General features: G+C 63.2%; 16 protein-coding genes. 3 read left to right on the forward strand and 13 right to left on the reverse strand.

The window, feature by feature from the left end; genetic code table 11:
* Positions 1 to 10: 10 nt before the first annotated feature.
* The 10 genes from glgB to C5J26_RS01080 all read right to left on the reverse strand — a co-directional run bounded on the left by glgB (position 11) and on the right by C5J26_RS01080 (position 16,759).
* Positions 11 to 2,221 carry a 1,4-alpha-glucan branching protein GlgB gene (gene glgB / locus C5J26_RS01035; protein WP_105400149.1) on the reverse strand — a complete coding sequence of 737 codons (2,211 nt, stop codon included), beginning with the start codon at positions 2,219 to 2,221 and terminating at the stop codon, positions 11 to 13.
* Positions 2,221 to 4,683 (reverse strand): glycogen/starch/alpha-glucan phosphorylase, encoded by a 2,463-nt coding sequence (locus tag C5J26_RS01040; RefSeq protein WP_105400150.1) that lies wholly within the window; start codon positions 4,681 to 4,683, stop codon positions 2,221 to 2,223. Before C5J26_RS01040 ends, glgB begins: the two co-directional genes overlap by 1 nt.
* Positions 4,684 to 4,883: 200 nt before the next feature.
* On the reverse strand, positions 4,884 to 6,185 hold the full coding sequence (locus C5J26_RS01045) for a TadE/TadG family type IV pilus assembly protein (protein WP_105400151.1): 1,302 nt from the start codon (positions 6,183 to 6,185) through the stop codon (positions 4,884 to 4,886).
* 122 nt (positions 6,186 to 6,307) lie between these two features.
* Positions 6,308 to 7,189, reverse strand: coding sequence for a transglutaminase family protein (locus C5J26_RS01050; protein WP_105400152.1), 882 nt, complete (start codon positions 7,187 to 7,189; stop codon positions 6,308 to 6,310).
* Positions 7,189 to 9,600: a circularly permuted type 2 ATP-grasp protein gene (locus tag C5J26_RS01055; RefSeq protein WP_105400153.1), complete on the reverse strand. Its 2,412-nt coding sequence runs from the start codon at positions 9,598 to 9,600 to the stop codon at positions 7,189 to 7,191. Before C5J26_RS01055 ends, C5J26_RS01050 begins: the two co-directional genes overlap by 1 nt.
* Positions 9,601 to 9,608: 8 nt before the next feature.
* On the reverse strand, positions 9,609 to 12,947 hold the full coding sequence (locus C5J26_RS01060; protein ID WP_105400154.1) for a DUF2126 domain-containing protein: 3,339 nt from the start codon (positions 12,945 to 12,947) through the stop codon (positions 9,609 to 9,611).
* A gap of 128 nt (positions 12,948 to 13,075) precedes the next feature.
* Entirely contained in the window at positions 13,076 to 14,230 is a 1,155-nt protein-coding gene (locus tag C5J26_RS01065; RefSeq protein ID WP_105400155.1) for an ABC transporter permease, read from the reverse strand.
* Positions 14,227 to 15,180, reverse strand: a complete 954-nt coding sequence (locus tag C5J26_RS01070; RefSeq protein ID WP_105400156.1) for an ABC transporter ATP-binding protein — start codon at positions 15,178 to 15,180, stop codon at positions 14,227 to 14,229. Before C5J26_RS01070 ends, C5J26_RS01065 begins: the two co-directional genes overlap by 4 nt.
* Positions 15,177 to 16,142, reverse strand: coding sequence for an HlyD family secretion protein (locus tag C5J26_RS01075; protein WP_105400157.1), 966 nt, complete (start codon positions 16,140 to 16,142; stop codon positions 15,177 to 15,179). Before C5J26_RS01075 ends, C5J26_RS01070 begins: the two co-directional genes overlap by 4 nt.
* The gene (locus C5J26_RS01080; protein ID WP_105400158.1) at positions 16,139 to 16,759 is read right to left on the reverse strand and encodes a TetR/AcrR family transcriptional regulator; all 621 of its coding nucleotides are present in this window, start codon (positions 16,757 to 16,759) and stop codon (positions 16,139 to 16,141) included. The genes C5J26_RS01075 and C5J26_RS01080 overlap by 4 nt, the downstream gene beginning before the upstream one ends.
* 287 nt (positions 16,760 to 17,046) lie before the next feature.
* On the opposite strand from C5J26_RS01080, the gene C5J26_RS01085 reads away from it, so the two are divergent.
* Together C5J26_RS01085 and C5J26_RS01090 are read left to right on the forward strand one after the other, a co-directional pair.
* Positions 17,047 to 18,822 (forward strand): ABC transporter ATP-binding protein/permease, encoded by a 1,776-nt coding sequence (locus C5J26_RS01085; protein WP_105400159.1) that lies wholly within the window; start codon positions 17,047 to 17,049, stop codon positions 18,820 to 18,822.
* A 1-nt stretch (position 18,823) separates the two neighbouring features.
* On the forward strand, positions 18,824 to 19,546 hold the full coding sequence (locus C5J26_RS01090) for a DUF1003 domain-containing protein (RefSeq protein WP_205412903.1): 723 nt from the start codon (positions 18,824 to 18,826) through the stop codon (positions 19,544 to 19,546).
* 44 nt (positions 19,547 to 19,590) lie between these two features.
* On the opposite strand, the gene C5J26_RS01095 is transcribed toward C5J26_RS01090, so the two are convergent.
* On the reverse strand, positions 19,591 to 20,475 hold the full coding sequence (locus C5J26_RS01095; protein WP_105400161.1) for a GyrI-like domain-containing protein: 885 nt from the start codon (positions 20,473 to 20,475) through the stop codon (positions 19,591 to 19,593).
* 252 nt (positions 20,476 to 20,727) lie between these two features.
* Here C5J26_RS01095 and C5J26_RS01100 point away from each other — a divergent pair, with 252 nt between their 5' ends.
* A complete protein-coding gene (locus tag C5J26_RS01100) occupies positions 20,728 to 21,225 on the forward strand; it encodes a histidine kinase (RefSeq protein ID WP_105400162.1) in 498 nt (165 codons plus the stop codon).
* 66 nt (positions 21,226 to 21,291) lie between these two features.
* On the opposite strand, the gene C5J26_RS01105 is transcribed toward C5J26_RS01100, so the two are convergent.
* Positions 21,292 to 22,002, reverse strand: a complete 711-nt coding sequence (locus C5J26_RS01105) for an alpha/beta fold hydrolase (protein ID WP_105400163.1) — start codon at positions 22,000 to 22,002, stop codon at positions 21,292 to 21,294.
* A 98-nt stretch (positions 22,003 to 22,100) separates the two neighbouring features.
* A complete protein-coding gene (locus tag C5J26_RS01110) occupies positions 22,101 to 23,156 on the reverse strand; it encodes a dipeptidase (protein WP_105400164.1) in 1,056 nt (351 codons plus the stop codon).
* Between the last annotated feature and the right edge of the window lie 37 nt (positions 23,157 to 23,193).

Consider the following 23,193-nt stretch of genomic DNA (forward strand, 5'->3'; position numbering starts at 1 on the left):
CCAAGGTCCCTTATGCTTGTTCCAGTTCGAGCATGATCGTCGCCAGCGGCGGCAGCGTGACTTCGGCCTGAACGGTTCCTCCCGCGTTCACAGCCTGAACGCGACCGCCATTGCCTTTGCCGCTACCGCCGTAGATCTCGGCGTCGGTATTCAAGATTTCCCGCCATCTGCCTTCGATTGGCAAGGGGATGCGGAAATTTTCACGGTAGACGGGCGTAAAATTGCTGATCACCGCCACCGGCTTTTCTCCCGGCGACATGCGCAGCCATGCATAAACGGAATTTTCCGCGTCGTCGGCGATCAGCCACTGGAAACCTTCGCCCTCGCAGTCGCGCGCATGCAGCGCGGGTTTGGAGCGGTAACAGAAGTTGAGATCGCGGACCAAGCGGCGCATGCCCTCGTGCGGATGGTACTGGAGCAGGTTCCAATCGAGCGAGCGGGTTTCGCTCCATTCGCTCCACTGGGCAAATTCCTGGCCCATGAACAGCAGCTTCTTGCCGGGATAACCCCACATGAAACCGTAATAGGCCCGCAGGTTTGCGAATTTCTGCCAGTCGTCGCCGGCCATCTTGGCGATCAGCGAACCTTTGCCGTGCACCACTTCGTCGTGGGACAGCGGCAGGACGAAGTTTTCGGAATAGGCGTAGATGAGGCCGAAGGTGAGTTCGTTGTGGTGGTGTTTGCGGTGGATCGGTTCGCGTTGCATGTAGCTCAGCGTGTCGTGCATCCAACCCATGTTCCACTTGAAGCCGAAGCCGAGGCCCCCCTCGTGGACGGGATGCGAGACCTTTGGCCAGGAGGTCGATTCCTCGGCGATCGTCATCACGCCCGGATGGGCGTTGTAGGAAAGCGAGTTCATCTTCTGCAGGAAGCGCACCGCCTCGAGGTTCTCGCGCCCGCCATATTCGTTCGGCACCCATTCGCCCTCTTTGCGCGAATAGTCGAGATAGAGCATGGAGGCGACGGCATCGACGCGCAGGCCGTCGAGATGGAATTTCTCCGACCAGTAGAGCGCATTGTTGACGAGGTAGGAAAGCACTTCCAGCCGGCCGAAATTGTAGATCGCGGTGTTCCAGTCCGGGTGGAAACCCTGGCGCGGATCGGCATGTTCGTAGAGTGCCGTACCGTCGAAGAAACGCAGGCCGTGGGCATCGGTCGGGAAATGCGCCGGTACCCAATCGAGGATGACGCCGATGCCGACCTTGTGGCAGCCGTTGACGAAGCGGGCAAATCCTTCCGGCTCGCCGAAGCGGGCGGTCGGGGCGAAAAGCCCGGTCGTCTGGTATCCCCAGGACGGATCGAAGGGATGTTCGGTGATCGGCAGGAATTCGATATGGGTGAAGCCCATGTCGGTGCAATAGGGGATCAGTTCCGAGGCGAGCTCGTCCCAGGAGAGGAAGGAGCCGTCCGGCTTTTTGCGCCAGGAGCCGGCGTGTACCTCGTAGATCGAGATCGGCTGGCGGCGGTGGTCCGCCTTTTCCCAGAATTCCCGGTGGGCGGCATCGTCCCATGCCTGGGAGAGTTCCGGTGCAGTGACCGAGGCGGTGTCGGGGCGCAGTTCGGCCCGCCGGGCGTAAGGGTCGGCTTTCAGTGGCAGGACGGTGCCGTTCTTGCCGACGATTTCGAATTTGTAGGCGGCGCCCGGCCTGATGTCGGGGGCGAAGATCTCCCAGATGCCGGTGTCCACCCGCAGCCGCATGACGTGCCGCCGGCCGTCCCAGCCGTTGAAATCGCCGACGACGGAAACGCGCTTGGCGTTCGGCGCCCAGACGGCGAAGTGGAAACCTTCGACGCCCTCGTGTTTCAGGGCATGGGCGCCCATCTTGTCGAACAGGCGCAGATGCGAGCCCTCGCGGACGAAATAGTCGTCCATCGGGCCGAGCACCGGGCCGAACGTATAAGGGTCGGTGACCGCCCATTCGTCATCGCCACGGCGGGCGCGGTAGCGGATGGGCTGCAGGTGGGTGGCGTTAACGAGGCCTTCGAAATATCCGGCATCGTGGCGGCGCGTCAGTTCGCCGAGTTCGGTGCCGCCGAGCGACAGTGCGGTGACGGCCTCGGCACCCGGAACGAAGCAACGGACCCTGAACGCGTCCCCGAGCTTGTGAAGCCCGAGGACGGCAAAGGGATTGGTATGCCTGCCTTCCAAAATCGCCTCGATCTCGGATAACGGAATCTCCCCAGGGACTCTCCCGTCATCGACGCGCGGCGATTTTTTCATCAGGCTCTCCAGATTTCAGACGCATACTGACGAATAGTTCTGTCCGAGGAGAACCATCCCATCCGGGCGGTATTGCGAATTGTCTTCGAATACCAGGATTTAGGGTCGGACCAGATTTGGTCAACGTTACGCTGGGCTTCCGCGTAGGCGTCGAAATCGGCGGCGACCATGAACCAGTCGTGATTGTAGATGCCGTCGGTGAGGGTCGTGAAGCGGGAACGGTCGTCCGGCGAGAAAACGCCCGTGGCGATGGCGTTGAGCGCCTGTGCAAGTTCCCGTGACTTCTCGATGATGGCGCGAGGCTGGTAGGTCTCGGAACGGACCTTGGCGACCTCGTCGGCAGTCATGCCGAAGATGACGATATTCTCCTCGCCGACATGGTCGCGCATCTCGACGTTGGCACCGTCGAGCGTGCCGATGGTCAGCGCGCCGTTCAGCGCGAACTTCATGTTGCCGGTGCCGGATGCTTCCATGCCGGCGGTCGAAATTTGCTCGGAGAGATCGGCGGCCGGAACGATGATCTCGGCGAGCGAGACGTTGTAGTTCGGCACGAAGACGACCTTGAGCAGGCCGCGGACGGCCGGGTCGTTGTTGATGACGCGCGCCACGTCATTGGCGAGCTTGATGATCAGCTTGGCGTTGTGATAGCTCGGCGCCGCCTTGCCCGCGAACAGTTTTACGCGCGGGACCCAGTCCATCTCGGGATGCGAGCGGATCTGGTCGTAGAGGGCGACGGCTTCGATGATGTTGAGCAGCTGGCGCTTGTATTCGTGGATGCGCTTGATCTGGATGTCGAACATCGCTGACGGATCGATGCGGATGCCCATGCGGCTGCCGACGAGATTGGCGAGCTGCACCTTGTTGGCCCGCTTCACGGCGGCGAATTTCTCCTGGAAGGAGCTGTCGTCGGCATGGGCGTTGAGCCCCTGCAAGGCGTCCGTATTGTCGAGGAACTCGTCGCCGATCGCTTCCTGGATCAGTGAGGTGAGGCCCTGGTTGCACTGCATCAGCCAGCGGCGCGGGGTGATGCCGTTGGTCTTGTTGTTGATGCGGGCCGGATACATCGTGTGCAGGTCGGCGAACACCGTGACTTTCATCAGGTCCGTATGCAGGGCCGAGACGCCATTGACCGAATGCGAGCCGACAAAGGCAAGGTTGCCCATGCGGACGCGACGGTCGCCGCTTTCGTCGATCAGCGAGATCGAGCGGATCTGGGTATCGGAGAAGCTCTTCTGCTTGCGTGCCTCGATCAGGATCAGGGCGTTGATCGCATAGACGATCTGCATGTGACGCGGCAGAAGGCGCTCGAACAGCGGTACCGGCCAGGTTTCCAGCGCTTCCGGCAGCAGCGTGTGGTTGGTGTAGGAGAAGGTCTGGCGGGTGACCGACCAGGCCTGCTCGAAATCCATGCCGTGGATGTCGGTCAGGAGGCGCATCAGCTCGGCGATCGACACGGCCGGGTGGGTGTCGTTGAGCTGGATCGCGACCTTTTCGTGCAGGTTCGTGAAGTCCGGATATTGCTGCAGGTGGCGGCGCAGGATGTCCTGAAGCGAAGCCGACGAGAAGAAGAATTCCTGGCGCAGGCGCAGTTCCTGCCCGGCCGGGTTGGCGTCGGCCGGATAAAGGACGCGGGTCAGGCTTTCGGCCTTGTTGCTTTCGCGCAGGGCGCCGATGTGGTCGCCGGCGTTGAAGGCGTCCAATAGAATCGGGTCGATCGGCTGGGCCGACCAGAGGCGCAGCGTGTTGACGCGTTTTCCGCGCCAGCCGACTGCCGGCGTGTCGTAGGCCATGGCGATGACGCGTTCGGCCGGCTTCCAGACGTAGCGCGGCGTCTCGTCGTACCCGCCGACTGTTTCGACCGTGCCGCCGTAACCGATTTCGTAGGAGCTTTCGCGACGTTCGAATTCCCAGGGATTGCCGTGGGCAAGCCAGCTTTCCGGAAGCTCGACCTGCCAGCCGTCGGCCATCTGCTGGCGGAACAGGCCGTGGACGTAGCGGATGCCGTAACCGTAGGCCGGGATGTCGACGGTCGCCATGCTCTCCATGAAACAGGCGGCAAGCCGGCCGAGACCGCCATTGCCGAGTGCGGCATCCGGTTCCAGAACCGCAATCACGTCGATATCCACGCCGAGCGAAGACAACGCGTCGCGGATTTCCTGCATCAGCCCCATGTTGCTGACGGCATCGCGCATCAGGCGGCCGATCAGGAATTCGAGCGACAGGTAATAGACGCGCTTGCCGCCGGTCCGATAGACCTTGCGGGTGGATTCCATCCAGGTGTCGATGATGCGGTCGCGCACCACCAGGATGGTGGCGGTCAGCCAGTCGTGGGGCTTGGCCACCTTCGCGTCCTTGCCGATACGGTAGGTCAGGCGCTCGATGATCTCTTCCGCCATGATTTCGGGACGGGAGCTGCGGGGGGCCGGCTGAGGAATTTCGACCGGAGAAGACGTGTTGTTCATATGTCGCCAACTTTCTGGGGGAGCGGGAGGAAGGGCGTCCGATTCAGTCCATCTGGCAAGATGTATAAGGACAGTTTATGCACCGTTATGACACTGCGCAATGACCGATTTATCTTTGCGTGTATCGCTCGGACAAGACCAACGAAAAACGCCCCGCCGGTGAGGGCGGGGCGTTTTTGCAGCCTTTCTGAAAGGCAAGTTCAGTTGGTCAGGCGAGTGCCGGTCTGGGCAGCCTTGCGGGCGATCTCGCCGAAGGTTTGCACCAGCGTCGTCATGTTGGTCGGCTCGTAATAATAGCCGGGGCCGCTGGAGCAGTAGTTCAGCAGGCTCTTGCCCCTGTCCGGCGCCATGAAGGCGATCGTGTAGATCCTGATGCCCTTCCCCATCTCCTCTTCCGTGAGCTGCTTCCCTTCCGTCAGCTTCAGCTTTGCGGCATCCGTGAGACCGTCGCTTTTCGCGTTAAAGCAGATGTCGCGGACCCTGGCGTCGATCGTCGAGTTCCAGGTCCCGCTGTAGCCGGTCATCTCGCCGTCGGTCATGAAGACTATGTAGCGATCGAAATTGGTGTTGCCCTTGCCGTCATGGGCGGTCTTTTCGGTGGCGTTGGCATTCTTCAGCGCATTCAGCGCATTGGTCAGCGCGCCGCTGGCGTCGGTGCCGCCCGACGGCGGTTCCGGCAGCTTGTTGACATAACTGTCCACGAGGGAAGTACCCCACTGGATGCTCTGCTCGGCCTTCGTCTGGTCGTCGTAGGAATCGGCGCCGACACGGATCAGTTCATGGTTCGGATCGGCTATTTCCAGCTCCTCAAACATCACCCCTGCAGCCGCCTTGAGAGATTCCATTTTTGTCAGATAGTTGGGGACATCCCTATAGCAGATCTGTTTGTTGTTTTTGCCGCACGAATAGGGTTGCTGTATGGTCGGCTGGGCGGAATTGATCGTCGTCGTGTCCTCTTTCATCGAGCCCGATTCATCGAGCGCCAGGTACATGGAGAGGGCGTTGCCTTCGCGGCCGCTGGCGGCGACGCTTTCGACGCTGACGCGCACGGTCGGGAAACCGAGGAACGAGGTCAGGCCGCTGAGCGGTACGTCGTAGCTCGACTTCATGCGGACCTCGTAGCTGGCAGCCGTCGTGGAGCTGCCCGAGGAGGTTGCCAATGTCTGGGTGTTCGCTCTGAGCTTGGCCTCTTCCGCAGCCAGCGTCTCAGCGGAAGCACCGGAATTCTTGAGCTCCTCCATCTTCTGGGCGATATACATATCGGCGCCAAGCTTCTGGGCTTCCGCCGTCGTCATCGTGCCCTTGGCGGCCATGGCGGACGCCGCAGCGAGAGTGGCGCTGTCCGCCAGCGCCTGGAGCTGGTTCTTTTGATCCATCGCCTGTGTCAGGTCGACTGCGACGCCGCCGACCGCCAGCAGGACGGGAAGCAGTGCAGCCGTCATGATACCGAAATTACCGGCGCGGTCCTTCGCCAGCCGCGCAAAAATTGTGTGCTTCATCATGGCCCCCAGAGTTCAATTCATTTGAACACCCGTGGTGTATTCCTGGCGGGTATAGGAAGGCCTAAACCATTCGTTGCAATTTTACGGAATGCCAAGAATCAGCGCCAAAACGGAGCGGGATTTCAGGATTTCAGCGGAATGACGTCCACCGCCTGCACCGCATTCTGGTTTCCGTAACCCTTGAGCATGCCGATGACCGGGGCGACGTCGGAATAGTCGCGGCCGTATCCGACGACGATATGGTCGCTGCCGGCCGGAATGTTGTTGGTCGGATCGAGTTCGACATAACCCATGGTCTCGCCGCACCAGACCCGCACCCAGGCATGCATGGCATCGGCGCCTTCGAGGCGCTCCTTGCCCGGCGGCGGAATGGTGCGCAGAAAGCCGCTGACATAACCGGCCGGGATGCCGAGGCTGCGGAGCGCCACGATCATGATATGGGTGAAATCCTGGCAGACGCCGCGCTTCAGCCGGAAAGCCTCCTTCGGGGTCGTATCGACCTCGGTCGCCTTGGCGTCGTAGGTGAAGTCCTTGTGGATACGGGCGCAGATGCCAAGCGCGATCTCCAGCACGGTCTGGCCTGGCTTGACGATCTCGCGGGCATAGGCGGCGATCAGCGGTTCCTCGGCAAGGCGCGGGCTTGCGCCGGTCAGGTGATGCGGGGAGGCGGCATTGACCGACCAGAAATCCGCCAGTTCGTCGGCGAGCGTCGCCAGTTCCGGCGACAGGTCCGCCGTCATCGAGGTGGTTTCCACCATGACGCGGGCCTGCATGCGGATGTCGAGTTTTTCGTGCGGCGCACGCAGCAGCACGGATGTCGCCTGCTGGCCGAAGAAATCGATGAACGTGGTCCGCTCGTCGGCATGCGGGCCGACGGTGATCGAGCCGGCAATCAGCCGCTGCCGGTCGGGCAGGGACAGCGGCAGGAGGCGGATCACATGGCGGGCGCCCGAGGCCGGCACGTCGTAGGTATAACCCATGTGGAGGGAGAGATCGTAAAGCATCAGCTGAAATAAGTCTGGCCGAGGATATCGGACAGCTTCTCCATCTCCAGTTCGATCTTCTGGTAGGTGTCGTCGTTCATGCCCTCCGGGGTCATCACCGCAAGGCCGGAATGCAACCGCATCGCCTCGCGGTAGAAGGGCGACATCTGGCCGTTGACGAAGGCGTTCGGCAATTGCTCCACCTCGGTGCGGATTTCGTTCAGCTGGAACAGGATCGAGCGCGGGTTCAGGGGATCGAGCGCCAGGAGGTCAGCGACCGTCAGCCTTGCCGTGGCGACGTTGTAACGGCGGCGGTGGGTCATGACGCTGTCGCCGATCTCGAGCAGCATGTCGAGCGAGCCATCCGGCGCGTCGGGGCCTGACATGTGGCCGAGCAGCCGGGTCATGTGCATGCCGCGCTCCAGGTGGCGGCCGATCGACAGGAAACGCCAGCCGGTGAAACGGTACATGTTTTCATGCACCAGACCGGCAAAACCCGCGAGCTTGCGCAGGAGCACCGTCATTGCATGCGAGGCGTCGTCGCCCGCATGCACGGTGTCGTGGAAGCGGCGGGCGGTCTTGGCAAGGTCGGTCAGCGCCAGCCAGCCGTCCGGCGAGAAACGGTCGCGAATGTTGCTCGCCGAATAGATGGCGCTGTCGATGTTGCGCAGAAGCGACGCCGGCACCGCCTTGGTCATCTCGACATCGATGCCCTTCAGGTAGCGGGTGACGTCGGCCAGAAGCGGTGCCTTCGGATCGGCAGACTCCGCATAGCGCAGGTGCCAGGCGCGCAGAATGCGCAGGGCGCCTTCGGCCCGCTCGATATAACGGCCGAGCCAGTAGAGATTGTCGGCCGCGCGGCTCGGCAGGCTGCCGGGCATGTTGCGGGTGAAACTTTCCTCGGGCGGCAGGAGCGTCGCCTTCGCGACCGGCTTGTCGCTGACGATCCAGACGTCGGCGGCGGCCCCGCCCGACTGCATGGCGATCGCCGCCACGTCGTCGCCGGCGCCGATACGGGCAAAACCGCCCGGCATGATCTGCCAGCCGTGTTCGGTGCGGGCGGCAAAGACGCGCAGCGACATCGGCCGCGGCGTGAGCTTGCCGTTGACGTAGGCCGGCGTGGTCGAAAGCGTCACGACCTCCTGGCCGACCAGCTTGGCGCCTTCGGTCGCAAGCCAGTCGCCGACCGTGTCCCTCGCCGTCTTGCGCAGCGACGAGCCGAGCACCGATTGGCCGTTGTCGTCGAAGAAGGGCAGCCGCGAATAGGCCGGCCCGATGACCATGCGCTCGATATTCTTGGCGACGTGCTCGCGTTCCTTTTTCTGCCCGCACCACCAGGTGGCAATCGAGGGCATGATCAGGTCCTCGCCGATCAGCCGCCGACAGACGGTCGGGGCGAATGCCAGCAGCGCGCGGGTCTCGAGAATGCCGGAGCCGAGCGCGTTGACGAAGGTGAGCGCGCCGGAGCGTAGCGCCTGCACCATGCCGGGGGTGCCGATATGGGAGTGCTGGTTGAGTTCGAGCGGATCGGCATAAGCGGCGTCGAGGCGGCGCCAGAGTACGCCCACGGGCTTCAGGCCAGCCACGGTGCGGACCATGACGCGGTCGCCGACGACCGTCAGGTCCTCGCCTTCGAGAAGCATGAAGCCGAGATAGCGGGCGATATAGGCGTGCTCGAAATAGGTCTCGTTGGCAGGACCCGGCGACAGGACCGCGATGCGGTCCTCCGGGTTCTGCTTGTGGGATTGCAGCGCGTCGCGGAAGGCGCCGAAGAAGGAGGCGAGGCGGTGGACATGCGATTCGGCATAGATGTCCGAAAAGGCGCGGGTGGTGGCGACGCGGTTTTCAAGCGCGAAACCGGCGCCGGACGGCGCCTGGGTGCGGTCGGCAAGCACCCACCAGTTGCCGTCCGGTCCGCGGCCGATCTCGAATGAGCAGAAATGCAGGTAGTGGCCGCCGACCGGCTTGACGCCCACCAGCGGGCGGAGAAATTCGGCGTTTCCGGCAATCAGCGCCGGCGGCAGGAAACCCTCCTGCACCAGCTTATTGTCGCCGTAGATGTCGGCGATCAGCGCTTCCAGAAGATCGGCGCGCTGGGTCAGGCCCTTGCAGACCGTCTCCCATTCCTTGCCGTCGATGAGGACCGGCACGTGGCTGATCGGCCAGTTACGCTCGCCGCTCCCCTGAGCGCCGTAAGTGCGGTAGAAGACGCCGGCATCGCGCAGGTAGCGGTCGGCACGGGCGAAACGCTCGCGGCGCTCGTGCTCGGTCATGCGGCCGAGATGGGAGAGCAGGTTGCGCCAGACCGGCCGGATCTGGCCGTTCGCATCGAGCATCTCGTCGGCAACGCCGGGCAATGCGGCATAACCGAGAAGGGGATCGCCAGCGATCCCCCCTTTTGCCTTGCGTTCGGTTGCCGGTGCCTTGGACATCGGGCGTTTCAGACTCCTTGCGGCCGGCGCAGATCGAGCGTCAGCGGAAATTCAGGCGAGGGCGTTTCGGCCAGAAGCGTATAGCCGCCCGCCGTATGCCCCCACGGCTCGAACCGGGCGAGGCGGCGTGCTTCCGCCTCGTTGCCGTTGACCGGGAAGGTGTCATAACTACGCCCGCCCGGATGGGCAACGTGATAGATGCAGCCGCCGATCGAACGGCCGGACCATGTATCATATATGTCGAATGTGAGCGGCGTGTTAACCGGCAGGACCGGGTGCAGGCCGGCGGATGGTTGCCAGGCCTTGAAACGGACGCCGGCCACCGAGACGCCGGAGGTGCCGGTGCCTTTCAGCGGTACGGCACGGCCGTTGCAGGCGACGGTATAGCGGGACGGATTGGTGGTTTCGAGCCGGACCTGGAGGCGCTCCACCGACGAATCGACGTAACGCACGGTGCCGCCGATCGCACCCTGCTCGCCCATCACATGCCAGGGTTCGAGCGCCTGGCGCAGTTCGAGCTTGGAGCCTTCGTATTCGACCTCGCCGAAGAAGGGGAAGCGGAATTCGAGCTGGGCCTCGAACCATTCGGGACGCAGGTCGAAGCCGTTTTCGCGAAGGTCCTGGAGGACGTCCATGAAATCGGCCCAGACATATTGCGGCAGCATGAAGCGGTCGGCGAGCGCCGTTCCCCAGCGCACGAACCGGCCCTGAAGCGGGTTTTTCCAGAAGCGGGCGATCAGTGCCCGGACCAGCAATTGCTGGGCAAGCGACATGCGCGCGTTCGGCGGCATCTCGAAACCGCGGAACTCGACGAGGCCCAAGCGGCCGGTCGGGCCGTCGGGCGAGAACAGCTTGTCGATGCAGATTTCGGAGCGATGGGTATTGCCGGTGACGTCGGTTAGCAAGTTGCGGAACAGGCGGTCGACCAGCCATGGCAGCGGGGGAGCGCCCTGGCCGGGCACCGGCACCTGGGCAAGCGCGATTTCCAGCTCGTACATCGAATCGTGGCGGGCCTCGTCGATGCGCGGCGCCTGGGAGGTCGGGCCGATGAACAGGCCGGAGAACAGGTAGGAGAGCGACGGATGGCGCTGCCAGTGGAGCACCAGGCTCTTCAACAGGTCGGGGCGGCGCAGGAACGGGCTGTCGTTCGGATTGGCGCCGCCGACCACGACGTGGTTGCCGCCGCCGGTGCCCGTGTGGCGGCCGTCGATCATGAACTTGTCGGCGCCGAGGCGGCTCTGGCGGGCTTCCTCGTAGATCGCGGTGGTGGTCGCAACCGTCTCCTTCCAGCTTGCGGCCGGATGGATGTTGACCTCGATGACGCCCGGATCGGGCGCGACGCGGATGACGTTGATGCGCTCGTCATGGGGCGGGGCATAACCTTCGATATGGATGGGAAGGCCGATTGCGGTCGCAGCGTTCTCGGCAGCGGCGATCAGTTCGAGATAATCCTCGATCTTTTCGACCGGCGGCATGAAGACGCAAAGCCTTCCGTCGCGCGGCTCGACGGAGATCGCGGTGCGCACCGCACCGCCGATCTCGCCGAGGGTCTGTTCCACGCGACCGGGATTGGCGGCGTCGCCTGCCTTGAAGGAGGATTCCGGCATGGCGCGGCCGGCCGGGACGATCGCCTCTGGCAGCGGCTGGCGCGGTATCGAGGGGTCGGCCTCGTGGATATAGGGAAACTGCGACGGCGGCACATAGGGCAGGGTGCCCAATGGCAGGCGATAACCGACCGGGCTGTCGCCGGGCACGAGGAAGATCTTGCCGCGGCGGGTGCTCCATTTCTCGCTGACCCAGCGCTTTCCGCCGGAGCTTCCCCTGGCCTGGGCATTCCAGGCCTGGACGGGCAGAACATAACCGCTCGGCCGTGTCAGGCCGCGTTCGAAAACCCGGGCGATGCGGTTGCGTTCTTCCGGATCCTTGAGCTTCGAATTGGAAGGGTCGACGTTTTCCGGCAGACTGCCTTCGCGGATGATCCACTCCGCAGGATCCTCGTAGGCCGGGACGACCATTTCGGGCGCGATGGCGAGTTCGGTGGCAAGCGCCGTCAGGAGTTTCTCCGCATCGTCGTCGCCGACGCCGTAGCTCTGGCCTTCCTCAGCCACCAGGTCGGGATTGCTCCAGATCGGCCGGCCGTCCTTGCGCCAGTAAAGGGAGAAGGTCCAGCGCGGCAAGGTCTCGCCGGGATACCACTTGCCCTGGCCGTAATGGAGGAAACCGCCGGGCGCGAAATGTTCGCGCAGCTTGCGGATCAGGATGTCGGCCTTTTCGCGCTTGGTGGGGCCGACGGCATCGGTGTTCCATTCGCCCGATTCGAAATCGTCGATCGACACGAAGGTCGGTTCGCCGCCCATGGTCAGGCGAACGTCCTGCGCCTGCAGCACGCGGTCGACCTGGTCGCCGAGCTTGTCGAGCGCCTCCCAGGATTCGTCCGAAAACGGCTTGGTGATGCGCGGATGTTCGGCGACGCGATTGACCTTCATGTCGAAGGCGAAGGAGGTCTCCGCTTCGCCGAAATAACCGCCGGAAATCGGGGCGGCGTTGCGGAAATGCGGGGTCGCGGCAAGCGGGATATGGCTTTCGCCGGTCAGAAGCCCGGAAGTCGGGTCGAGGCCGACCCAGCCGGCGCCGGGGAGGTAGACTTCGCACCAGGCGTGCAGGTCGGTGAAATCGACCTCGGTGCCGGAGGGGCCGTCGAGCGCCTTCAGGTCCGGCGTCAGCTGGATCAGGTAACCGGAGACGAAACGCGCGGCGAGGCCGAGATGGCGGAGGATCTGGACGAGCAGCCAGCTGGTGTCACGGCAGGAGCCCATGGCCGAGGTCAGCGTCTGCTCCGGCGTCTGCACGCCCGGCTCCATGCGGATGACGTAACCGATCGCCTGCTGCAGGCGGGCATTGATGCCGACGATCATGTCGACCGTCGGCTGGTCCGGAGACATGTCGAAGGTTTTCATGTAGTCGGCCAGCGCGGGTTCCGGCGGCTCCGGCACCATGTAGATCGACAGGTCCTCGACCAGTTCGGGCGGGTAGCTGAACGGCCATTTCATCGCTTCCTCTTCGACGAAGAAGTCGAAGGGATTGTAGACCGTCATGTCGGCGACGAGATCGACCTCGATCTTGAACTCGGTGACCGGGTCCGGAAAAACGAAGCGGGCGAGGTAGTTGCCGTAGGGATCCTGCTGCAGGTTCACGAAATGATTGGAGGGCGTCACCTTCAGCGAATGGCTGAGCACCTTGGTGCGCGAATGGGCAGCCGGTTTGAGGCGGATGATCTGCGGTCCGAGACGGACAGGCTTGTCGTACATGTAGTGGGTAAGGTGGTAGACACTTGCCTTGATCGACATACTTCCCCTTGCCGGCCGCTTTACCGGGCCGATCGATGATCGTTGCAAGGATTTTGTGCAATGCACGAGAATAAAGCAAGGCGGAATCCAAGCTTATACCGCAGACGCGAGATAAGCGGCTTTATTCCTCAATCCAGCGTGCGGCGGAAACGGCGGACCGCGATCAGCATGGCGACGGCCATCAGGGCGGCGAGCGCTGCCGTATCGTAGCCGAGGCCGCCGATATCGGCGCCCTTCAGCATCACCGCCCGGACGATGCGGATATAGTGGGTGAGCGGCAGGGCCTCGCCGATCCACTGCGCCCAACCAGGCATGCCGGCGAAGGGGAACATGAAGCCGGAAAGGAGGATGTTCGGCAGGAAGAACATCATCGCCATCTGCATCGCCTGCAACTGGTTCGCCGCGATCGTCGAGAACGTGTAGCCGATCGACAGGTTGGTTATGACAAAGAGGGCGGTGGCGGCGGTCAGCGACAGGGGATCGCCGAGGATCGGCACCCGGAAGACGAGGATGCCGACGCCGATGATCACCAGCGCCTGGATGAGGCCGATCAGCACGTAGGGGGCGATCTTGCCGAGCATGATTTCCAGCGGTTTGATCGGCATGGAGAGCAGGTTCTCCATCGTGCCGCGCTCCACCTCCCGGGTGACGGAGAGGGCGGTGAAGATCAGCAGCGTCATCGTCAGGATCGTGCCGAGCAGGCCGGGAACGATGTTCAAGGTCGAAGAGCCGGCCGGATTGTAGCGGCGGTGCTGGACGATCTGGAAGGCGGGTTTCACGGGCTCGGCAAAGGTGACCTGGCGGTCGTTTTCCAGCGCCGTCGAAATGATGCCGGAGAGCGCGCCGAGCGCGGAACTTGCGGCGACCGGGTCGGTGGCGTCGGCGGCGACCAGCAGCGAGGGAGAATCGCCGCGCCGCAGCGACCGTTCGAAACCTTCGGGGATTTCGACGACGAACAGGGCCTCGCCGGACTGCAGCAGGGCATCCATGTCCTCGGCGCGGGTGACGACCGATTTGACCTCGAAGAAATCCGTGTTTTTCAGCGCGGCGAGGATGGAGCGGCCGACATCGCTGTTTTCGCGCATCAGCACGGCGGTCGGCAGGTTGTGCGGAGTGGTGTTGATGGCAAAGCCGAACAGGAAAAGCTGCATGATCGGCAGCATGACCATGGTCGCGAGCGTGATGCGGTCGCGGGTCATCTGGATGAATTCCTTGACCGTCATCGCCCAGAAGCGGCCGAAGGAGCTGCCATTGCCGTTGGTGTTGCCGGGCGCCGGGGTCATTTGAAATTGTCCTCCGAGCGGCGCATCAGGTCGATGAAGGCGTCTTCCAGCGTCGGTTCGCCCTTTTCCCATTTGAGGCCCGGCCTGTCGCGATAGGGAGCGATCGCCTGTTCAAGGGTCGCGGCATCGCGGCCGGCGACATGCAGGCTGGTGCCGAAGGGGGCAATCATGTCGATGCCGGGTTGGTTTTCGAGTTCGGACTGCAGACGGTCGGCGCCTGGGCCGGAGACGGTGAAGGTGACGAGGCCGGTGCCGGCGATCACCTCGTCCACAGTGCCTTCGGCGAGCAGTTTTCCGTAGGCGATATAGGCGATCTCGTGGCAGCGCTCCGCTTCGTCCATGTAATGAGTGGAGACCAGCACCGAGAGGCCGTTGGCGGCAAGCGCATGGATCTCGTTCCAGAAGTCGCGGCGGGCCTTCGGGTCGACGCCGGCGGTCGGTTCGTCGAGGAGGAGAAGTGCCGGTTCCGGCAGGATGCAGGCGCCGAGCGCGAGGCGCTGTTTCCAGCCGCCGGAAAGTTCGCCGGCCAATTGTTTTTCGCGGCCTTTGAGGCCGAGGCGTTCGATGGCGGCGCTCGCCTTGCCGCGCGGATCGGCGAGGCCGTAGACGCGGGCGACGAATTCGAGGTTCTCGCGGATCGACAGGTCCTGGTAGAGCGAAAATTTTTGGGTCATGTAGCCGACCCGGCGACGGATGCGGTCGCTCTCGGTCAGAATGTCGAAGCCGAGGCAGGTGCCGTCGCCGCTGTCTGGCGTCAAGAGGCCGCAGAGCATGCGGATGGTGGTCGTCTTGCCGGAACCGTTGGGGCCTAGAAAGCCGTGGATGCGGCCTTTCTTCACCGACATGGAGACATCGTCGACCACCTTGCGGCCGCCAAAACTCTTGGTGAGGTGGTGGACGTCGATCACCGTTTCCGGGGCGTCGACTTGGTAGGTTTCGGCGGCGGTCATGGATGAACTCCCGGAAGGACATCGACCGGCTGGCCGGGGCGGAGCGCCTTCGGGTCGGCAGGGATGGCCTCGATGCGATAGACGAGTTTTGCACGCTCTTCGAGGCTGTAGATTTCCGGCGGCGTATATTCCGCGCTCCTGGCGATGAAGCTGACCTTTGCATCGGACGGCCGGCAGGCGTCGCAGCCGACGCGGACCGGCTGGCCGAGCGACAGGCGGGCGATTTCGGTTTCGGGCACGAAAAAGCGGATGCGGACATTTTCGGGTGGCAGGAGGGCGACGATCGGGCGGCCTGCGGGCACGACTTCGCCCGTGCGGTAATAGAGTGTCTCGACGCTGCCGGCGGCGGGAGCCGAAACCGAGCGGCGGGCAAGTGCTGCCTGCGCCGAGGCGAGATCGGCCCTGGCGGCGGCGACGGATTCTTCTGCCTGACGCAGCGCCTCATCGCGGGCGGGAAGGGCGGCGAGGATGATCTGGCTGCGGACATTCTCGAGGGCGGCGCGGTTGGCGGCCTCGGTCGCGGTCGCGGTATCGAGATTGGCGCGGGTCGCGGTGCCGCGCTCGACGAGAACCCGGGTGCGGTCGAGATCCTGTTCGGCAAGCTCCAGCCGGGCGGAGGCTTCGCGTTCGGAGGCGCGCAGCACGTCGATCTCCTGGGGGCGTTTCTGGGCGGCTTGCGCCAGATCCAGTTCCGCCCGCGAGCGGGCAAGCGCGGCGCGGGCCGCAGCGACGGCGGCCTCTTCGCTTGAGGAGTCGAGCCTGAAGAGCGGCGCGCCGGCTGCGATCGTCGCACCTTCGGCGATATCGACCTGAGTGAGCCGGCCGGCACTTTCGGCACCGATGAACAGCGTGTCGGCTTCGACCCAGCCCTGGTAAGGGCGCGGCGGCTTGTCGGCGAAGAGGAAGGGCAGGGCGGCAAGGGCGGCGCCCGCCAGGATAGCGATGATGAGGATACGCTTCACTTCGCACCTCCTTCCGGCACGAACAGGGTTTCGAGAAAGGCATCGAACAGATTTTGGGTGTCGAGATGTTCGTAGGCCTCGAACAGCGTCGTCCAGACGATCGACAACAGCGCCGGGGCGATGACGATCTGCGGCACTTCGGCAATGGCCGGATTGCGCAGGTCGCCGCGGGCGGCGGCACGGGCGAGCAGGATGCGCAGGACGCCGAGACCCTTCGAAATGATCTCGCGGTGGTAAAACTCGGTGACGGCCGGAAACATCGGGCCTTCGGCGAGGATCAGCCGCAACAGGTGGCGGCGCTCGGTCTCCAGAACCTCGCGCTTGAAGAGGGTATAGAACATCGAGATGGCGAAACGCGGCGGGATTGCCTCGTTGGCCGCCAGCCCGTCGATCTGACCGAGGATCGGCGTGGCGATGCCCGAGACGAGCTCGGTGAACAGCGCTTCCTTGTCCGGAAAATGCAGGTAGACGGTGCCCTTGGCGATGCCGGCACGGGCCGCGACATCCTCCATGCGGGTGGCGGCGAACCCGCGTTCGGAAAAGCAGGCGAAGGCGGCGGCCAGGATTTCGGCCCGGCGCTGCTGCGGATCGCGTTTCTCTCTTTTCCTCTCGGCCACCGCGTATCTCCAATTGTGACTGACTGGTCGGTCATTAACATTTGGCTGCGAAATTTGCAAGCGGTTTTGGGAAAAGTGAAGAGAGGAGGTGGCGCGTGACGAACATTGTCGGGCGGTTTTTCGGTGGGGTTCGGCGGCGCGGACGTTCCGGATGAACCTCACGAAGACGTTGGATGCATCCGGCTGGTTCGACCCCCATATAAACCAAACGGGACCCTTGAAGCTGCATAAGCCGCAAACGCGTGCTAAGTTGGGGGTGACGAGGGTGATTGTAGGAGTCGCAGTAGATGTCGCAGAATTCCGAAGGTGTAGTGCCGGCCTTCGAACTTTCCCTGGGGGGGCAGCTCCGCATGATGGGCAAGGCATTCTGGAATGCGCCGGTGCGCAATCGCGTCCTGGTACTGACCGCGGCCCTGCTCGTCGTCATCTTCGCAACGACCTATGCGACATACCGTCTGAACGAGTGGAACGGACCATTCTACGATGCGCTGGAACGGCGCGACATGCCGGAATTTCTGAACCAGCTCGTCGTCTTTGGTATTATCGCCTTTTCGCTGACGCTCCTGAACGTCATCCAGCAGTGGCTGAACCAGATTACCGCCCTGCGGATGCGCGAGGGGCTGGCGCGCGACCTCGCCGATGTCTGGCTGAAGCCCGGCCGGGCGCTGAAGCTTGGCCGCGCAGGCTCGATCGCCAGCAATCCCGACCAGCGGCTGCATGAGGACACGCGCATCCTGGCGGAAAACACCACGGCGCTGGCGATCGGGCTCGTCAACTCGACGATCCTGCTCGCGAGCTTCATCGGCGTGCTCTGGGCGATCTCGTCGAATTTCGTCTTCCATTTCGGCGACCGCGCCATTTCGATCCCCGGCTATATGGTGTGGACGACGATCCTCTATGCGCTGCTGGGTTCGGTGCTCAGCAACGTCGTCGGCAACCTTTTGCCGAAGCTCAACGCCGAGCGTTATGCCCGGGAAGCGGACCTGCGCTCGGCCCTGGTGCGCGCCAACGAGAACCTCAAGCCGATCACGCTCGCGCGCGGTGAGGCAAGCGAGCGCGACCGGGTGCATTTTGCGATCGACGGCGTGCTCGGCATGCTGCGCAAGCTCGCCTGGGCGCTCGCCAACCTCACCTGGGTCTCTGCCGGGTTCGGCTGGCTGGCGCTGGTGGCGCCGATCATCATCGCGTCGCCGATGTATTTTTCCGGCGAACTTTCCTTCGGCGGGCTGATGATGGCGGTCGGCGCCTTCAACCAGGTCAACCAGGCGCTTCGCTGGTACGTCGTCAATTTCAGCGTCATCGCCGACTGGCGGGCAACGCTGAACCGCGTCTCTTCCTTCCGCAACGCGCTGCTCTCCATGGATACGCCGGCTGAGGAGGGCGGGGTGATCGCCTATCGAGAGGCGCAACAGGGGGAGGGCATCAGCGTTTGCGGCATCACGGTTTACGGCGCGCCCGAGCAGGGCGAGGCCGGACATGGGGTGCGCGTCGTCGAGGGCGATTGCGCCATCAAGCCGGGCGAGCGGGTGATGATCAACGGCGATCCCGGCGCCGACCGGCATCTGTTTTTCCAGGCGCTGGCCGGCATCTGGCCCTGGGGGCGCGGCGAGATCGCCCTGCCGCCCGCGGGCCGCATGATCCTGATGCCGCAGGACGGATACCTGCCGACGGCGACGCTGCGCGAGGTGATGACCTATCCGGACGGGCTGAGCGACATCAACGACAAGGCGCTGACCGAGGCCCTGGAGAAGGTCGGGCTCGACCGCCTCGTGCACCGGCTGGACGAGGTGGAGCGCTGGGACCGACTGCTCGACAAGGACGAGGAGGCAGCGCTCGCGATCGCCAACGCGGTGCTGCGTAAGCCGGCCTGGCTGATCATGGACGACGTGCTGGAAGGCCTGGAGCCGGAAACCCAGCAGCGGCTGCTGAACGTGCTCAGCCGTCTCGACGGCGTGACGCTCATCTATATCGGCCGTTCGGAAGAGTTCCGGGCCAAATTCTCGCCGCGCCTCTTCCACCTCTCGCCGCTTCACGCGCATGCGAAGAAGAAGGAAGATGCGTGAAATGAGCAGGCATCTGGCTCCGACCAAGACAGGGCAATGCGTCGTCTGCGGCCGCACTTTTCCGCTCTCGAAAATGCACAAGGCCGGACACCTGCGGCCGAACCTCGTGGCAATGGTCGCCGAGGAAGTCCCGGACTGCACAGCCGACAGCTATATCTGCGACGAGGACCTCGGCCGCTATCGCCGCCGTTATGTGGAAAAGCTGCTCGACGAAGAGCGCGGCGAGCTTTCCGATCTCGACAGGCGCGTGCTCGACAGTTTCGAAAAGGGCGCCTCGACGGTGCAGACGAGCGCCAGCGACCTGCTCGAGCGCAACCCCACCTTCGGCGAGCGGATTGCCGACAAGGTCGCCACCTTCGGCGGCTCCTGGACGTTCATCCTGAGCTTCCTCGGCGTGCTGGTCGTCTGGATGGGGATCAATGTCGTCGGCCTGTTCTCCCAGCCTTTCGACCCCTATCCGTTCATCCTGCTCAACCTGGTGCTCTCCTGCCTTGCGGCGCTGCAGGCGCCTGTCATCATGATGAGCCAGAGGCGGCAGGAGGAGAAGGACCGGCTGCGCTCCGAGAACGACTACATGATCAACCTGCGCGCCGAACTCGAAATCCGCCAGCTCCACGAAAAGATTGATCACCAGATGGCGCATCAATGGGAGCGGCTGGCGGAAATGCAGCAGATCCAGATCGAGCTTCTGGAACGGCGCGGCGGCGGGCGGAGCCCGAGCTAGGCCGGAAATACCGAATGTCCGAGACCGGCCGCCGTCCAGCGCTGCTATTTCAAGGGCAGGAACAGTTCCACGACGACATCATGGACCTGCGCGCCCGGGAAGAGGGAGAAGTGCCGCTGGCAATAGATGGGGAAGTCGCGTGCGTCCTCCCCACTGGCTGGAAGCCAATCCCGATAAAGAAAGAGCGCGGCGGGCTCTAAATTGTGGGGATCATGGAAGACGCGCAGGACCGCACAGCGCCCGCCGGGGATCACGCCTGGTTTCATCTGTGCGTCATCGGGCGCAATCGGCAGGTCAGTCCCGACACACAGGTCCATGCTATAATCGGCCGGGATCGCAGGGGTCCTCTCAGAACGGAAGACGTTGAAGGTCGGGCTCGTCTCAGGCGATAAGCCGGCCGCCTTGCGCCAGGCAATGAAGCGCTCGATGGTATCGCCAAGTGTTGCCCGGTCGCCCCGATGCTCCATGATCGCCACCGGCGTCGGGGGGACATCGCGGATAGTCACGTCGTCGTGGGTATAGGTAATCTGCATGAGCTTGCTCCTCGCATTGTTCAAAGGCCCGAAGGCCGCAAGCCACGGTGCCCAGTCGGGCGACTTCCGGAATGATGAAGGCGATTGGCCAAGCCTTTGCCGAAAGGCGCGGGCAAAGGCGTCGGGTGCATCGTAACCGGCATCCATCGCTACGTCCGTGACACTTGGAGCGTCCTTCGAAGCCAGCCGGTGCGAAGCATGCTTCAAACGGGCAAGCTGGACATAGCGATGTACGGACACCCCGAAGGTGGACGCGAACTGCCGGTGGAAATGGTATTTCGAGAACGCTGCAACGCCGCTCAACGCGTCCAGGCCCAGATCATCGTCGAGGTGCTGGTCGATATGGTCCAGCACCCGCTGCATTCGGGCATGGTAGTTTTCAAGTGGCGCCTTCATAGTCTTCCTCCGTGGCGACACCATCTACGCCCTTTCAAATATGACGCGCTCGACCGATCTTGCGGTTTGGCATGGATCAGCAGGTGCCTGCCAGCGACGGCGGAAGGGGAGGTGGCGTACCCTAACGCGAGTTTGGCGGAATTCTCCGGCTTTTTGAGTGTTTGCTCCACCTATTCTTAAAGGGCTGCGTGCTAAACGGGTTTTCGCCGCTGGTAGAAGCATCTGCGGTCCCCATTTCTTAAGGATTCACAGATGAAAAAAGCTCTCCTGATTGCCATGTTCGTCATGGCCGCTCCCATGCTGGCTGAGGCGAAAACACTCAAGTTCCCGAGCGATGCTCCGATCGCTAGCATCAAGATCCCCGACAGCTGGAACCCGAAGGAAACCGACACCGGCGTCGATGCCACGTCCAGTGACGACGCCGTCTATCTTTCCGCCGATGTCGCGGAGCTGAAGTCGATGGACAAGACCGTTACGGACGCCATCGATTTCCTGAAGGAGGTTGGCGTCACCGTCGATCCCAAGACGCTGAAGGAAACTCCGGTCGAGGAGTTCAACGGCATGCAGATGACCACGCTCGATTGGGACGGCAAGGACGAGAGCGGCCCGGTGAGCGTCGGGCTTGCACTGATCCAGACGTCGCCGACCAAGGGCCTCGTCGTCACCTATTGGGGAACCAAGGGCGACGAGGAAAAGCACCAGAAGGAACTGGTCGACATCCTGTTGTCGATCAAGCCCATCGGTAAGTGATCCGGACAAGCGGCGGCGGTTGTTTTCGCCGCCGCTTTCGTCTCGTCTGACTGAACGGGCGAAAAGTCAGCCGATGAAATCGTGGATGATGCGGGCGACCTCGTCCGGCATTTCGAGCTGCAGCATGTGGCCGCTCGGAACTTCCATGGATGCCCAGGACGGATCGGCGCCAACCCTGGCGTAGATGCCGGAAAAGATCTTCGCCTGGTCGATATTGGCCGAGACGTAAAGCCTTTTCGTGATCTTCCGATAGTCACCCGACAGCTTGATCTTCTGGATCATCGTCGCGAACGGCTGCGGCGAGCGGCTGGCCATGTAATGACGCAGATGTTCCGGTACGCGGGTCGCGTGACGGGCAGGGGGCGGCACCGCGACGCCGCCGAGTTCGCCGGCCATGGCAAGGTTGGCCATCGCCACTTCCGGGCCGAGCAGATCGAGCGCCGACTGGCCGTTTTCCGGCAGGAAAGCGTCGAGATAGGTCAGCGTGCGGATGCGGGCCGCGAAACGATCCACGACGCCCGTAATCACCATGCCGCCATAGGAATGGCCGACGAGGTCGAATTCCTCCAGGCCCTCCGCTTCGATAAGGCCGCAGACATCGCCGATATGGGTGTCGAGATTGATGGCGCCCGAAAAGAGGTGGGCGCGTTCACCGAGCCCGGTGAGGCTCGGCACGAAAACCTGGTGACCCATGCCCCGCAGAATATCGGCAACCGGCGTCCAGCTCGCGCTCGAACCCCAAGCACCCTGAACCAAAACGATTTTGCGACTAACCATTCATCCCCTCCCGTCTGAACGATGCCGGTTGTTTCCCATCCGGGTCGGGTGGAGTCAATGCGACAGGCGAGGGGACAGGTTTGGTGGAATACGGCTGTTCAGTTGTTCTTCCAGGTGAGGCGGAAGGCGCGCAGCCAGTTGTCGAAGGCGAATTTTCTCAAGGTCGGTTCGTCGAAACCGGCCTTGCGCATGGTAGCGAAGAGATGCGGCAGGCCGCTCGCATCTCCGATCTCGCGGGGCACGACCGTGCCGTCGAAGTCTGACCCGAGCGCCACGCGGTCCACGCCAACGCGATCGATCAGATATCTGATGTGGGAGACAACGGTGTCGAGAGGCGTGTTTTCGTCCAGATGTGCGTCGGCACGGATATCGTAGACGGCGAGGTTGAAGCCGATGACCCCGTCCGTATCGCGAATGGCGTCAAGCTGCCGATCGGTGAGGTTGCGGGTGGAGGGGCAGAGTGCATGGGCGCAGGCATGCGTGGCGACGAGGGGAGCGGAGCTCAAGGCGGCCACATCCCAGAAGCCCCGTTCGTTCAGATGCGCAAGATCGATCATGATGCCGAGGGCATTACAGGCTTTCACCAGTTCCTTGCCAATATCCGTCAGGCCTGGGCCCGTGTCGGGAGACCTCGGATAAGCGAAAGGCACGCCATGGCCGAATATATTCGGGCGGCTCCAGACCGGGCCGAGCGAACGCAGGCCCGCCATGTGCAGGACATGGAGATAGTCGAGATCGGGGCCGATGGCCTCGGCGCCTTCCATATGAAGAACGACTGCGAAGGCGGATTCCGCCCGAGCGGTCTCGATGCTGCCGACATCGGTCGCGAGGCGCATCCGGCCGCTCGATCGCCGGATCAAGAGATTGATGGCGGCAAGTTGGGCGTCGATCAGCCGACGGGCATAACCCTCTTCCAGGGCATCGGCATAACGGACCTCATAACCATCGTCGGTGACCGTCAAATCGTTTTCCGGCTTGCGCTCCGGATGGGCCTGCAGCGCAAACAATCCGCCGACAAGATGTCCTTCTACCGCCCGGGGAAGATCGAGATGGCCGGCCTCCGAGCGAGCCAGGAAATCCCTGCCGCCGGGTTTGTAGTCCAGCATGAACTGGACCGCATCGTTATGGCCGTCGAAAACTGCGATTTTGTCCATAAGAATTCGTCCGCTTCCGTTGCGATTGTTGGCGAGT

Origin of the sequence: Neorhizobium sp. T7_12 (genome assembly GCF_002968535.1) — a bacterium.
In the GTDB taxonomy this organism is placed as follows: Bacteria; Pseudomonadota; Alphaproteobacteria; order Rhizobiales; family Rhizobiaceae; genus Neorhizobium; species Neorhizobium tomejilense.

Excerpts from the sequence above, each read along its gene's own strand:
- glgB (WP_105400149.1), bottom strand. The coding sequence starts at position 2,221 with ATGAAAAAATCGCCGCGCGTCGATGACGGGAGAGTCCCTGGGGAGATT.
- C5J26_RS01085 (WP_105400159.1), top strand. The coding sequence starts at position 17,047 with ATGTCGCAGAATTCCGAAGGTGTAGTGCCGGCCTTCGAACTTTCCCTG.
- C5J26_RS01110 (WP_105400164.1), bottom strand. The coding sequence starts at position 23,156 with ATGGACAAAATCGCAGTTTTCGACGGCCATAACGATGCGGTCCAGTTC.
- C5J26_RS01100 (WP_105400162.1), top strand. The coding sequence starts at position 20,728 with ATGAAAAAAGCTCTCCTGATTGCCATGTTCGTCATGGCCGCTCCCATG.
- C5J26_RS01070 (WP_105400156.1), bottom strand. The coding sequence starts at position 15,180 with ATGACCGCCGCCGAAACCTACCAAGTCGACGCCCCGGAAACGGTGATC.
- C5J26_RS01050 (WP_105400152.1), bottom strand. The coding sequence starts at position 7,189 with ATGCTTTACGATCTCTCCCTCCACATGGGTTATACCTACGACGTGCCG.
- C5J26_RS01105 (WP_105400163.1), bottom strand. The coding sequence starts at position 22,002 with ATGGTTAGTCGCAAAATCGTTTTGGTTCAGGGTGCTTGGGGTTCGAGC.
- C5J26_RS01060 (WP_105400154.1), bottom strand. The coding sequence starts at position 12,947 with ATGTCGATCAAGGCAAGTGTCTACCACCTTACCCACTACATGTACGAC.
- C5J26_RS01055 (WP_105400153.1), bottom strand. The coding sequence starts at position 9,600 with ATGTCCAAGGCACCGGCAACCGAACGCAAGGCAAAAGGGGGGATCGCT.
- C5J26_RS01095 (WP_105400161.1), bottom strand. The coding sequence starts at position 20,475 with ATGAAGGCGCCACTTGAAAACTACCATGCCCGAATGCAGCGGGTGCTG.
- C5J26_RS01045 (WP_105400151.1), bottom strand. The coding sequence starts at position 6,185 with ATGATGAAGCACACAATTTTTGCGCGGCTGGCGAAGGACCGCGCCGGT.
- C5J26_RS01090 (WP_205412903.1), top strand. The coding sequence starts at position 18,824 with ATGAGCAGGCATCTGGCTCCGACCAAGACAGGGCAATGCGTCGTCTGC.
- C5J26_RS01065 (WP_105400155.1), bottom strand. The coding sequence starts at position 14,230 with ATGACCCCGGCGCCCGGCAACACCAACGGCAATGGCAGCTCCTTCGGC.
- C5J26_RS01040 (WP_105400150.1), bottom strand. The coding sequence starts at position 4,683 with ATGAACAACACGTCTTCTCCGGTCGAAATTCCTCAGCCGGCCCCCCGC.